14 protein-coding genes are annotated in these 13,562 nt (G+C 26.1%); 3 read left to right on the forward strand and 11 right to left on the reverse strand.

Features of this window, described 5'->3' with window-relative positions; translation table 11 throughout:
• Positions 1-84 precede the first annotated feature (84 nt).
• Genes CP960_RS08825 through CP960_RS08835 form a run of 3 tightly spaced genes read left to right on the forward strand, consistent with a single transcriptional unit; the run spans position 85 to position 3,408 of the window.
• Positions 85-1,500: a Do family serine endopeptidase gene (locus CP960_RS08825; protein ID WP_101185049.1), complete on the forward strand. Its 1,416-nt coding sequence runs from the start codon at positions 85-87 to the stop codon at positions 1,498-1,500.
• A 10-nt stretch (positions 1,501-1,510) separates the two neighbouring features.
• Positions 1,511-2,191 (forward strand): response regulator transcription factor, encoded by a 681-nt coding sequence (locus CP960_RS08830; RefSeq protein WP_228152047.1) that lies wholly within the window; start codon positions 1,511-1,513, stop codon positions 2,189-2,191.
• Positions 2,188-3,408, forward strand: coding sequence for an ArsS family sensor histidine kinase (locus CP960_RS08835; RefSeq protein WP_101185051.1), 1,221 nt, complete (start codon positions 2,188-2,190; stop codon positions 3,406-3,408). The genes CP960_RS08830 and CP960_RS08835 overlap by 4 nt, the downstream gene beginning before the upstream one ends.
• Here the strand turns inward: CP960_RS08835 and CP960_RS08840 are convergent.
• The 11 genes from CP960_RS08840 to CP960_RS08890 are packed head-to-tail and all read right to left on the reverse strand — an operon-like array spanning position 3,395 to position 13,476.
• A complete protein-coding gene (locus CP960_RS08840) occupies positions 3,395-3,817 on the reverse strand; it encodes a hypothetical protein (RefSeq protein WP_101185052.1) in 423 nt (140 codons plus the stop codon). The genes CP960_RS08835 and CP960_RS08840 overlap by 14 nt on opposite strands.
• Entirely contained in the window at positions 3,804-4,694 is an 891-nt protein-coding gene (gene cbiB, locus CP960_RS08845; RefSeq protein WP_101185053.1) for an adenosylcobinamide-phosphate synthase CbiB, read from the reverse strand. The genes CP960_RS08840 and cbiB overlap by 14 nt, the downstream gene beginning before the upstream one ends.
• Positions 4,684-6,084 (reverse strand): cobyric acid synthase, encoded by a 1,401-nt coding sequence (locus tag CP960_RS08850; RefSeq protein ID WP_322866732.1) that lies wholly within the window; start codon positions 6,082-6,084, stop codon positions 4,684-4,686. The genes cbiB and CP960_RS08850 overlap by 11 nt, the downstream gene beginning before the upstream one ends.
• Positions 6,081-6,692, reverse strand: a complete 612-nt coding sequence (locus tag CP960_RS08855; protein WP_101185054.1) for a hypothetical protein — start codon at positions 6,690-6,692, stop codon at positions 6,081-6,083. The genes CP960_RS08850 and CP960_RS08855 overlap by 4 nt, the downstream gene beginning before the upstream one ends.
• Positions 6,676-7,692, reverse strand: coding sequence for an aminotransferase class I/II-fold pyridoxal phosphate-dependent enzyme (locus CP960_RS08860; protein WP_101185055.1), 1,017 nt, complete (start codon positions 7,690-7,692; stop codon positions 6,676-6,678). The genes CP960_RS08855 and CP960_RS08860 overlap by 17 nt, the downstream gene beginning before the upstream one ends.
• Positions 7,689-8,429 carry an adenosylcobinamide-GDP ribazoletransferase gene (locus CP960_RS08865; RefSeq protein ID WP_101185056.1) on the reverse strand — a complete coding sequence of 247 codons (741 nt, stop codon included), beginning with the start codon at positions 8,427-8,429 and terminating at the stop codon, positions 7,689-7,691. Before CP960_RS08865 ends, CP960_RS08860 begins: the two co-directional genes overlap by 4 nt.
• Positions 8,426-8,917, reverse strand: coding sequence for a bifunctional adenosylcobinamide kinase/adenosylcobinamide-phosphate guanylyltransferase (locus CP960_RS08870; protein ID WP_101185057.1), 492 nt, complete (start codon positions 8,915-8,917; stop codon positions 8,426-8,428). The genes CP960_RS08865 and CP960_RS08870 overlap by 4 nt, the downstream gene beginning before the upstream one ends.
• Positions 8,918-8,919: 2 nt before the next feature.
• The gene (locus tag CP960_RS08875) at positions 8,920-9,531 is read right to left on the reverse strand and encodes a MarC family protein (RefSeq protein ID WP_101185058.1); all 612 of its coding nucleotides are present in this window, start codon (positions 9,529-9,531) and stop codon (positions 8,920-8,922) included.
• Between the two features lies 1 nt (position 9,532).
• Positions 9,533-10,600, reverse strand: a complete 1,068-nt coding sequence (gene cobT, locus CP960_RS08880) for a nicotinate mononucleotide-dependent phosphoribosyltransferase CobT (protein WP_101185059.1) — start codon at positions 10,598-10,600, stop codon at positions 9,533-9,535.
• Positions 10,601-10,643: 43 nt separating this feature from the next.
• On the reverse strand, positions 10,644-11,279 hold the full coding sequence (locus CP960_RS08885; RefSeq protein WP_237673264.1) for a response regulator transcription factor: 636 nt from the start codon (positions 11,277-11,279) through the stop codon (positions 10,644-10,646).
• Positions 11,251-13,476 carry a sensor histidine kinase gene (locus CP960_RS08890; RefSeq protein WP_101185061.1) on the reverse strand — a complete coding sequence of 742 codons (2,226 nt, stop codon included), beginning with the start codon at positions 13,474-13,476 and terminating at the stop codon, positions 11,251-11,253. The genes CP960_RS08885 and CP960_RS08890 overlap by 29 nt, the downstream gene beginning before the upstream one ends.
• Positions 13,477-13,562 lie beyond the last annotated feature (86 nt).

A 13,562-nucleotide genomic window follows, 5' to 3' on the forward strand; every position in this document is an offset into this window, starting at 1 on the left:
TTAACTCTTTGTTAACCTTTGATTGTAAAATAGTTTACACTAAAAACTTATAATTTCATCATAGTAAAATTAAAAAGGATAGGTATGAAATCAAAACTATTTATAATTTCAACATTAATAGCTACTAATATATTTGCAAATTCTATTGATTTTAATATGGCACAAAAAGATACAAAAAGAGTTGCACCAAGTTCTGCTACAGAACTATTATCTTTTAACTCTAGTGTTAAAGATGCTATGAAATCAGTAGTAAATATTTCTGCAAAAAGACATGTAAATGCTATGGGAAACTTCCCTTTACAAATGTTCAATGACCCTATTTTCAAAAGATTCTTTGGTGACCAATTTGGAAATCAATTTCAACAAAATAGAATTCAAAGATCTCTAGGTTCTGGTGTAATACTTTCAGAAGATGGTTATATTGTTACAAATAATCATGTTATTGAAAATGCTGAAGAGATTATAGTAACAATAGGAGATGACCCAACTGAATATACAGCAAATGTAATTGGGAAAGATGCTGATAGTGATATAGCAGTTATCAAAATTGAAGGAAATAATTTCAATGCAATAAAGGTTGGTTACTCAAAACATTTAAAAGTAGGTGATGTAATTTTTGCACTTGGAAATCCATTTGGTATAGGAAGTACAGTTACACAAGGTATTATATCTGCACTTAATAAAAATAAAGTTGGTATTAATAGATATGAAAACTTTATTCAAACAGATGCATCAATTAATCCTGGAAATTCAGGAGGAGCACTAATTGATAGTAGAGGTGCATTAATTGGTATTAATAGTGCAATTATTACTAAAAGTGGTGGTAATAATGGTATTGGTTTTGCAATCCCTGTTGCTATGGTAAAAGATGTAGTTCAAAAACTAATAAAAGATGGTAAAGTAACAAGGGGTTATTTAGGTGTTGTAATAGATGATTTAAATAAAAAACTTGCAAGAATCTATAACCATAAAAAAGGTGCACTTATTTTAGATGTTTCTCCTGATACACCTGCTGAAAAGTATGGTTTAAAAAGGGGTGATTTAATATATGCTATAAATAACAAAACTATTAAAGATAGAGCTGATTTACAAAATACAATTGCATCTTTTAAACCTAATCAAAAAATTACTTTAAAAATAGAAAGAGATAAAAAGAACTACTCATTTGATATTGTTTTAGGAAATAGAGATGGACTTATAGTATCAACAGCAAATAATGGTAAATTCTTAGGTGGTTTAAGATTAGCAGAACTTGATACTAATATGATGGCAAAATTTAGAATAAATAGAAATATAAAAGGAGTTTTAATTACAGAGGTTGAACCAAAATCAAGAGCAGAGAAAGTTGGTTTCCAACCAGGAGATGTAATAGTTCAAATAGAAGATATGGAGATTGAATCGTTTGTAAACATGCAACAAGCAATTAGAAAGTATAATAATCAACATAAAAGAGTTTACGTAAATAGATACGGTCAAACTATTCTTTTAGTTATAAAATAAAGGATTTGCTATAACAAAGGTACTTATGATAGAAGATGATTTAGAATTAGCACAAATCATCACAGATTATTTAAAATCATTTGATATAGAAGTTACAAACTTTGATAGTCCATATCTTGGACTATCAACTTTAGAAACAAAAAAAGATTTTGAATTATTAATTTTGGATTTAACACTTCCTGAAATTGATGGATTAGAACTAATCCCAAAAATTAGAAATGTATCAGATATTCCTATTATTATTTCAAGTGCAAGAGATGATATTCTTGATAAAGTAATGGGCTTAGAAAGAGGTGCAGATGATTATCTACCAAAACCATATAATCCAAGAGAACTACAAGCTAGAATTAAAGCTATTTTAAAAAGAATATCAACACAAAAAACACCAGAGGAAAAAAGTACAAATAATAGTGCTTTTACAATAAAAAGTGATGATATGCAAATTAGTTTAAAGCAACAAACTCTTAGTTTAACACTAGCAGAATTTGATATTTTAAAACTACTTATTCAAAGAAATGGAGCAGTTGTTGCAAGAGAAGATTTCATTTATGCAAGTGACCATATTGAAGATGATAGCAGTTTAAAAAACATTGATGTTATTATCTCTAGAATTAGAAATAAAATCTCTAAAATAGATGATAGCAGAACATATATAAAAGCAGTTAGAGGTATTGGGTATCAACTTATATGATTAAAAACATATCTATTTCAACATTTATTAATGCCATTTTTACTATTGCAGTTATAGCAATTTTAATAACATTTGCACTATTTATAAACCTTGATATGCAAAAGCATCAAATAATGCAAAAAAATAGATATGAAATCATAGCAGAAAACTTTCTTTCCGTTTTTAAAAAAAATCCCTCAAAAAATGATTTAAAACAACTATATACTCAATTTAAAGTAAAACTTGTAAAAGATAGAGAAAAAAAATTAAATATTCTAAATAAGGGACAAGAATTACTTTTTAAAAGAACTTATTTAGGTACATATAGAATCTATATTTTCGAATCAGAATACTATTTATATGCCCAACAACTTGGATATAACTTAATGTTAAAAGATTTACATTCAAATAAATATAATATTGCAGTAATTATTCTAATTTTAATTTTATCACTCTCAACAATACTTTTTTTATATATAATCTTAAAAAGAAAACTAAAACCACTTAAAGAGCTAAATTGTGAAATAACAAAGTTCTCAAAAGGGGATTTAAATATAAAAATCAAGCCTAAATCAAATGATGAAATTGGAGAAATAGCAAAAAATTTTGATGCTGCAATTACACTTATTAATAATCAAACTGAATCCAAAAATCTTTTTATGCGTAATATGATGCATGAATTAAAAACACCTATTACAAAAGCTATGTTCATTGCAGAAACCTTAGAAGATGAAAAAAGTAAGCAGATGCTTCAAAAAGCTTTTAAAAGAATGGATGATATTATTAAAGAGCTTGCAACAGTAGAAAGAATTACATCAAAAACATCTGTTACATATAAAGAATTCACTTCTTTTTTTAATATTTATAGAAAAACTTTAGATATTATGATGATAGAATCTTCTCATATCTCTTCAAAAATAGATGATTTTACTTTTGAAGTAGATTCAACACTTTTTAGTGTAGCTCTTAAAAATCTTCTTGACAATGGTATAAAATTCTCTTCGGATAAAAAAGTTAATATTGTAGCAAATAAAAAAAGAATTGATGTTATTTCAAAGGGTATAAAATTAAAATATAAACTAGATTACTATACAGAACCTTTCTCACAAGAAGAGAAAAGAGCAGATGGTTTTGGACTTGGACTTTACATAGTAAAAACCATTATGAATATGCATGGATATAAATTAAAATATAGCTATAAAGAGGGATATAATCACTTTATGATTATCCTTTCTTAACTTTATTCATAACTTCAAACCAATTTCTTGAAAAGTTCTTTTTAATATATCTTTCTTTATGCGGTACTATACAACCTGTACAGTCTTGATGTATATAAGTATCTGAAATAAATTGACTTCCATCTTTTGACTCAATTTCACAATATGAATACAAAGTTCTATTTTCTTGTTTTCTAAAACCATTGTCATTGAACCTAAAATTAGGACAAGCACACAAATAACAGTTTAGTTTTTCATAATCATGGCACTTTTTATTATCTTTATACAAAGGACAGAAATCTGGCTCATTTTTTACCATATTTTCAAATCTAAAATACTCTATAACCTCATCATCACTTTTATGCTTTAATTTTTCCATAATCTTTGCATGTTTTTTTCCATGGGCTTCAAACCAATCAGTATAAGACATATAATACTCCCAATACTATAATTATAAATATATCAAGTGATGATTTTATACTAAGTGCTTTATATACATCACTATCTTCAATTATCTCTTTTCCTTCACCAAAATATGGTTTTTGCTTAACTTTACCAAAATATGAAGTATTTCCACCTAGCTTTAAGTTAGTTGCTAAAGCCATTGAAGCTATTGGAAGACCTGCATTTAAACTCTCATGTTTACTTCCATATTTTTTAAACTCTTTAAATGCTTTTTTACTTTTAAATAATAAAGCTATTAAAATAGCTGTAATTCTACTTGGTATAAAATTAGCAATATCATCTAATCTAGCACTAACTTTTCCAAATTTTTCATATCTTTTATTCCTATATGCAACCATAGAATCAAGTGTATTAATAGCTTTATATAAATATGCTCCAATAAGCCCAAAACATACCAAATAAAAAAGTGGAGCTATTACTCCATCACTTAAGTTCTCAGCATAAGTTTCAATACTTGCTTTATTTATATCACTATTTGTCATATCTTTTGTATCTCTACTTACAAGCATTGATATCTTTTCTCTTTTTTCTTGAATATTTTTACTTTCAACTACATCTTTTACACAAACATATAACATCTTTGAAGAAAGAGTAAAGGAAGCTATAAAACCTTGAAAAAAAATATTTTCAATAAAACTTATACAATAAACAACAATAAAAACTATACTTAAAGTAAATAAAACTAATAAAAATCCTCGTAAAACTGTATCTTTATAAAATTTATTTTCAAAAAATCTTATCACATCACCAATATAAATAATAGGATGTTTAATTTTTAGTTTATCAAACTCTGCAAAAAGTTTATCAATAATAAATGCAATTAATGCAAGACTATAAAACACTTTTAAGTATCCTTTTTACATCAAGTTTACTTTTCATCTTATTTACAAATTCATCAACTTTACTCTTTTTATACTCTTTAAAATTAAAGCCTTTATAATCATGACAAATAGATTTAAAATAGCTTGTTCTAAACTCATCATTATCAAAAGTACCATGAATAAATGTTCCTTTTAGATTTCTATTTTCATATTCTAAAGGATATTTTTTTGAGACTCCATGGTGTATCTCAAAGCCATTTACATCAAAGCCAAATAGTTTATAACTACTCTTTTTTAATATCTTTTCTTTTTTAAAAATAATATCATCATCAATAAAAGCAAATCCCTTTTCTATTGTTGCACTTTCATTTTCTAAAGCGTATTTATCATTTAAACTTTCAAACATCATCTCATAGCCACCACAAATTGCAAAAATATTTTTTTTAAACTCTTTAATATTTTCAAAAAGTCCTATATTTCGTAGCCATTTCAAATCTTTTATTACAAGTTTAGAACCAGGAAGTATTATCAAATCAAACTTATCTAAAGAGATATTAGAACTTATAAACTCTACAAAAATCTCTTCATCTGCAATTAGTGGTTCTATATCATTATAATTACTCATAGTAGGATATGAAATCACACCTACATTTACTTTACAGTTTTTCTTTATTTGAATATAGTTTTGTAAACTTTCACTATCTTCAAATCCTAAATTAAATTCACTATAAGGCAATACTCCCAAAACTGGAATTTTAAAATCTTCTTCTATGATTCTTATACCCTCATCAAATAAAGATATATCTCCTCTAAATTTATTTACAATTACTCCAATTACATTCTGCCTTAACTTCTTAGGTAACAGATGGTAGCATCCATAAATTGAAGCGAAAACACCACCTTTTTCAATATTGGCTACTAATATAATTTTTGTATTATAATAATCTGCAATAAAAATATTTGATAAATCTTTATCCATCAAGTTAAGTTCAACAGGACTTCCAGCACCCTCACTTATGATACAATCATACTTTTCATCTAAATATTCATAACATCTTTTTACAGCTGGTTTTAAAAGGTCTAAATCCCTATAATATTCTCTTACATCTTTGTTTGTAACTACTTTTCCCTCAACGATAAGTGAAGCACTACTTCCACGTCCTGATTTTAAAAGTATTGGATTTAGATGATATGAAGTAGGAATATCTAAGACTTCACTTTGAAAATATTGTGCAATTGCTATTTCACTTCCATCATCACAAACTTTTGAGTTATTTGAAACATTTTGAGCTTTAAAAGGGGCAACACTAAAGCCCTCTTCTTGTAAAATTTTTCCTATTACAAAAGTTAATGTAGATTTACCAGCATCGCTACTAGTTCCAAAGATTGATATATTTTTTATATTACTCAATATTTATACTCCAAACTTTTATACTTTATTTTTTTATTTTCAAAAGGATCTATTATTGCTTCTATTTGCTCAAAGCTATACTTTAAAGGAAAACCTATTTTTGAATTAGTTGCAGTTGTTTCAAGTTTATAAAAAGCTTTACCATTTACATATAAAGCCTTTTTATTCAAACTTTGATTTATATCCAAATGCACTATTACAAAAATATGCTTAGGCACAAGGACAAAATATGCTTCATATCCTTTTACATGCAGTAATGAAATAAGAAGATTTGATTTATCATCACAATCTCCAAAGTTTTGAGTTACGACATTTCTTGCACTTCTTGCAATACTTTCATTTACTTTATAAGGAATATTAGTAGTAAAATCAAGCATACTTTGAACTTCACAAATTTTATCGTTTTTACAATGTAGTGTTAATTTCTTTGCTAAAGAGTGTGTAAATTCATCAATTTTTACTTGATTTACATATGTTTTATCCTCTATATCTAAAAACTGTCTATCAACAATCTTAAAAGAGGTAAATATCATATAAAATACAAGTGCTATAAATATAATAGATATAATCAAAGAGATATAGTAAATAAACTTATTTTGAAATAGCATCTAAAGCCTTTTTAAAAGCATCTAAATCATTTTGAGACTTTACTGCAACTCTTACAAATTTCTCATCTAAAAAATCAAAATTACTACAGTCTCGTATCATTATTTTATACTCTTTTAGCTTTTCTTGTAACTGCTTTGCTGTATAGCTTTTAAGCCTTGCTAAAACAAAATTTGCACTACTATTAAAAATAAACTCAACTAAATTACTATTTTGTAAAATTTTTTCTAAATATATTTTATTTTTTACATTAATAGCAGTTGCAACTTTTCTAAACTTTTTATCATTTAAAGCCTCTTGTAAATAAATACTATCAAAAACAGAAAGCTTCCACATAGGTTCAAATTTTTTTAATTCATCAATATTTAATTTATTAGAAATAATAGTACCTACTCTAACTCCTGCACTACTATAAAACTTTGTCATTGATTTTAATATATATAGTTTTTCATATCTATGTATATATTTTACAGCAGAGTTATTATCCGTAAAATCTAAAAAACTCTCATCAATTAAAACTGTTGCATTTTGTTTTTGCCAATAGTTTAAAAACTTTTCAAGTTCATAATATGTCCCATCAGGGGTTGAAGGATTTACAAAGACTACAAGAGTGTTTTTTTCAATTGGCACATCAACTCTTTCAAGCCTATTTATAAGATTATAATCATACTTATAAATGTGACAAGCTTTTTTATACTCTAAATATGCAGGCGAATAAATAGTACAGTGATTTAAATCTAAGTGCCTAAAAAGTGTAAAAATAGCACTACTTCCACCATTGTACAACTCTAATTCAAACTCTTTTACTTTATAGTTTTTTGCTATTTTACTATATAATTTTTCATATTTTGGATATGAAGATATTTCTAAATTATTAAAATCATACTCAATTTCTGGCTTTACAAAATTTATATTTGAAGATAAATCTATAACTTCTTCAAGCTTACAATTTATGCTTTTTGCAAAGTTTTGTATATCTCCTCCATGCTCAAAAGTTTTCAAAGAAAAAATCCTATATTTAAAAGTAGTAACTCTGTTATTTCAATAGAACATCCTAAGCAATCTCCATTTACAAAACCAAATCTTTTATTTAAAATCTTTAAATTTAAATATAAAAACAGTAATGCCAAAACAAAAAGTAAAATTGCATTCATATTTAAATATATTGCAAAAACTAAAAAAATCAAAACAGCAAATCTAACTTTATTAACTCCATTTGCTTCAAAAGCTTGACTCATAAAGCTGTCTTTATTAAATTTAAAAAATGGTAAAATATATGTTAAACTAAGTCTTGAAAACATAAAAACTATTAAGATAATTTCATACTTTTTTTCATAAAGTAAATAAGCAATAATTGATACTTTTAAAAGTACAAAACTAAAAGTAGCAATTGCACCAATTGCACCAATAGTTGACTCTTTCATAATCTTATAAGCATCTTTTCCAGAATAACTTGCAAACCAAGCATCAACAACATCAGTAATTGCTTCTGTATGTAAATAACCATATAAACCAAGAGATATTACAGCACTTACAACACTTGCATATAAAGGATGAAAAAAACTACTTAAAAGTATAAAAATCAATATAGTAACAATTGCTATTAAACTTCCAATTAATGGTAAGAAAAACAGACTATATTTAAAAGTATTTTTATCTATTATCATCTCTTTTACAAATACAGGAAAAACTGTAAAATATGATAAACTAAAAGCAAAAGCATTAAAAATCTCTCTCATTTTAATCTTCTTTCTAATGAATATTTTACTTCTATAACTTCATCACAATTTTTTGCTAAAAATTGCCCTATTAAGCCTGAAATATCTACAAACTCCCTACTATATTTATCAATAGGAATTACACCATTATTTATATCATTTAAAATAAAAATAATATTACAATCAATTTCAAAAAGCTTTTCAAGCTGTTTTTCCATAAACTCATAACCTTCTTGAAGATTATTTAAAATAAACATCGTCATACAATCTATTAAATAAGTCTGTTTTGGTTTTATTACTTTAGTTAAATCTTTTGGCTCTTCAATAGTAATAAACTCTTCAGCTCTTTGTTTTATATGTCTATTAACCCTATCTTGCATTGCTTTATCTTCATATGAATTATCATATGTTGCAATATAGTATGGCTTTGCACTAGCAAGCATAAGTGCTTTTTTACTAGCACATGAACTCTTTCCTGATTTTTGTCCACCAAAGTAAAATGATTTCATTTTTATCCTAAATTTAAAAAACTTTTAATTCCACTAAAAATAATTTGTGCAGATAAAGCAGCAAGAAAAAGTCCTGTAATTTTAGAAATGACCATAAGTCCTTGCTTTCCAATAATTTTTTCAATATGGCTTGATAAATATAACATCACACCAATTGTAAAAATAGCCGTAACTAAAGCTAAACTTCCTGTCATTAACTTTGCAAAAGTATTAAACTCAGCACCCATTACAAGTAAAACCCCTATTGTTCCAGGCCCCATAGTCACAGGAATTGCCAAAGGAACTACTGCTAAATCTAAAACCGACTTATTGTTTATCTCTTGTTTATCTTTATTACCTTTTACAAGCTCAACTGCTGTTAAAAAAAGTAAAGCTCCTGCTCCTATTTTAAAAGCGTCTAAAGTAATCCCAAATACTGCAAAAATATGTTGCCCAAAAAAAAGTAATACTAAAGACATAATAATAATCGAAATTGTAGTTTTAATAGCAAGTGCATGTCTTTGTTTTACAGTACTCTCATTTGTAACTGTTAAAAATACTGACAATACAAAAAAGGGAGTCATAATAAAAAACATTTTTAAATATATTGATATAAAATATGCGCCAATTTCCAACTTACTCTCCTAAAAGCTCTTCTACTTTATTTACTATATCTTCTTTTTTTACACCATTTATACTTGCATATATAAGTGCAGCACCTGCACCTACTCCTTCTTTTGCTTCACCTTTATCATAAAGCTTTAATACTTTACTTTTACTAGTTAAAAAATCAAATTGAGAACTATATGCATTTATTTTAAAGTCCAATAACTCTAAAAGTGCTTTTATATCAGAGTTCTCATCTTCAAAAAGCCATTTTGTTGTACAAAGTGCAAGTTTAGAACTATCTATTTCTCCACCCATTGTTTTAAGTATTGAATTAACAGTTAATAAAACTGCTGCCATTTGAGTTCCTCCTGCAAGTATTAACTTATGTTTTGTTGCTTGAAGTCCTAAAATAAAACCTGCATTAAAAACAATCATATTATCACTTACATATGATAATCTTTCAAAAATATCCATATGAGGTTTTATATTTTCAAGTGCTGTATTTAGCACCTCATCTTTTATAGTTTTTGGATTAGTTTTAAAAGAGCTTGAAAAGAACTCTTTACAATCATAGCCTAAAGCAAGTGCTGTTGCCATTGCTGTTGTAGTTCCAGCAGGAATAGTCTCAGCTAGTATTGTATATTCATTTGAACTTTTATAGTTTTGTCCAAACTCAACACCTTTTTGAAAAACATCCATTGCATCAATATTTGCACCTGTTTTTATATTTTCACTTGCAATTATATTAAAATCATAAATTTTAAAGTGCTCAAATTTAGGTAAAACCTCTAAACCTAAATTTAAAAACTCTAAACTTGAAAAAGGTTTTAATTCATGCACTGCTCTTGTAATAAGTGCAGGTGTTGGAATACCTTTAGTAGTTGTAGCAATATTATCTAAAGAACGTACTTCTTTTATAGCTAGAAACTCTGCATCTAAAGTAGGAGTCAAATACATTTTTCCTGGAATACCAGCTTGTGAAATACCTTCAATTTGAGCTGTATTAGTAACAGAGCAAGATAATACAAAAGAGGCTTTTTTACCTCTTAAATACTCTAAAAAATCTTTTTTACCCAATATTGTATTAAAGTTCATAATTGAACCTTTCTTATAAAATTTGCGAAAGTATAACAAATATTTAATTGATATTTAGTTTATAACCAACGCCTCCTTGAGATATAATAGTATCTTTTGGTAATTTTTTCCTAACTCTTTTTATTAAAGCTCTAATATTATCATTTGTAGTTAAATCACCTTGCCATACATACTGTTCTATATGTTCAAAAGTAATAACTCTATCTTTATATTTTGCAAATAAGTTCATCAATAAAATCTCTTTTTTTGAAAGTTTTATTTCTTGCATATGTTTGTCAAAAAGCTTCTGTTTAATAATATCATAACTATAATCTTCACTAAGTTTTATTATGGCTTCTTCAGTTATACATAATCTATCTAACTTAGTTTCAAGTTCATATACAAAAAAAGGTTTTTTCAAATACTCATCACAACCTTTTGTGTAGGCATCTTTTATAGTATCTAACTCTACATTTGCACTTATTATAATACAAGGAGTAGAACTATATACACTTTTAATCTCTTTTAATAAAGATATTCCATCAATTCCAGGAACATTTATATCTAAAATAAAACAATCATACCCATCAAAGATTGCATTTATTGCATCTTTACCATTTTCAAACCAATCTACATGATAGTTTCGCTCTTCTAAACTCTCAATAATTAGATTAGATAACCTCTTGTTGTCTTCTAGCAACAATACTCTCATCTTTTCCTTTCAAACTATTTAAAGATACTAAAAGTTGTGCTCCTTTTTTGCACTCCAACGCTTCTATATTACCATCCATCTTATCTTCTATAATTAGTTTTGCCATATAAAGTCCAAAACCATCCCCACTCTTTTTTGTTGTATAAAAAGCATCAAAAATAATCTCTAAATTCTCTTTTTTTATACCTATTCCATTATCTTTTAAAAGTATATATATTTTATTATTTTCAGAATAAATATCAATAGTTATTTTTCCTTGAAAATCTTTTATTTCTCTCTTTTTTAAAATACTATCTCTTGAGTTATTTATAATATTTAGAATTGATTGCTTAAACTCATTTGGATAACCATAAACATTTAAATCATTATCTTTTTCGTAGTTTACTTCTACTTCAATATAGTTATATTTAATATTATGCTCTATAACCTTTAGTAGCTCTTTTATTGCATCTTGAACCGCAAACTCTTTTTTAGTATTTGATGGCTTAATAAATGCTCTAAAATCATCTATTGTTGTTGTCATATATTGTATTTGTGTCATTATTTCATCAACAAAATCTTTAGTATCTTCTAAACTTAACTCTTTATTTCTTCTTTTATGCATCATCATCTCTTGAGCAATTGTCGAAACCTCAATTAGTGGAGTTTTCCATTGATGTGCAATTGAAGTTATCATCTCCCCAATTTCAGAAAGTTTTGAACGCTGAATTAAAAACTGCTCTTCTTTTTTTCTTTGAAGCTCTAAATTTCTCATCTTTGTAATATCACTTATTACTGTAACAATACCTGCTTCTTTATTGTTTTTATCAAGATATACTTTTCTTTTTATAAAATATATCCCATCTTTATTTGCAAGTTTCAATTTTACTTCAATTTCATTACATAAAAAGTCATCAAAATCTCTAATTTTTTCATAAATCTCAGGTAAAACTTTACTCATATATTTTCCAATAAGTTTATCTTTTTTTGTACCTAAGAAATCACAAAAGGCCTCATTACACCCTAATAATACACCTTGATTACTCTGCCAATAAATTCCACTTTTTACATTATTTAATAAAACTTTATCCAATTTACTTTGTTCTACTAATTTTATTTCTAAACTTATTCTTTTTATTATATTAACCACAAGTGCTAATATTAAAAGAATTAAAAAAGGAATCATCACAAAACTACTATCAATTATTTCTCTATTTTTTTCAAAAAAACTTTGTGGTTTATTTATTACATTAGAAAGCATTGGAATATTTGAACTATCAATGCCATATTTTTTTAGCATCTCATCATCAAAAAAATATTTAGAACTTGGTGTTTCAACTTCTAAATTACCTGCTAGTTTTCTATTTTTCAAAATCTGCAATGCTTTTTTTGCAGCTACTTCACCTTGCTCTTGAGGGCTTACCATAATTCCCCCTACAACACCCTCTTTTAAGTGTATCTTATTTACTGCAAAAATAGGCACTTTTGAATTTTTAAATAGTTTTCTAATTTTATTATATGGAATATAATTATGATACCTATCTATATATAAACTAGTAAAAAGAGCTGCGCTATTTTTAGGAAGATTTCTTAAATCTCTTTTTAAATACTCAAAATCTACATTATCATTGAAAATAATCTTAAAATCATTTTTAAATTTTTCACTTGCTTTTAAAATCTGTTTTTTGATTGCGCTTGAAGAGAAAGAGCTATCACTTATAATATATAAAGTTGATAAATCAGGAATAACATCTTTAATTAATTCAATATTTCTTTTTATGTGTTTAAACTCTACAACCCCAGTTACAAACTCTTTTATGCTATCTGGAATTTGTGACTCTTTAAAATTTTCTACACCACAAAATACAATTGGCACACTATTAAAAATCTCTTTGTGTTTTTTTAATACAAAATCAAATGCATAATTATCAATAGCAATTATCAACTCATAATCTCTATTTGAAAACTTTTGTTTATAGAGTTTTTCTAAAAGTGAAAAATACTCTTTTGTATCAATTTTTTTACTATCCATGTACTCAAAAGTTAATTCATAATCAAGTTCATCTTTAAAAACTTTTTTTATTCCTTGAGTTATTCCATCACTCCATTTAAGACCACTATTATAAGAGTGCAATATAAGAATATCTTTTTGAGGTTGTGCATAAATTGAAGATATAAATAATAAAATAAAAACTAAAACTCTCATATAAAACTTCTTTTGTATTTTCTTACTATTCTAACAAAAAAGTCCTATTTTTATCCCAAAAGGCAGTTTATAATAAAAATACAAAA

Source organism: Malaciobacter halophilus (genome assembly GCF_002837275.1).
Lineage (GTDB): Bacteria > Campylobacterota > Campylobacteria > Campylobacterales > Arcobacteraceae > Malaciobacter > Malaciobacter halophilus.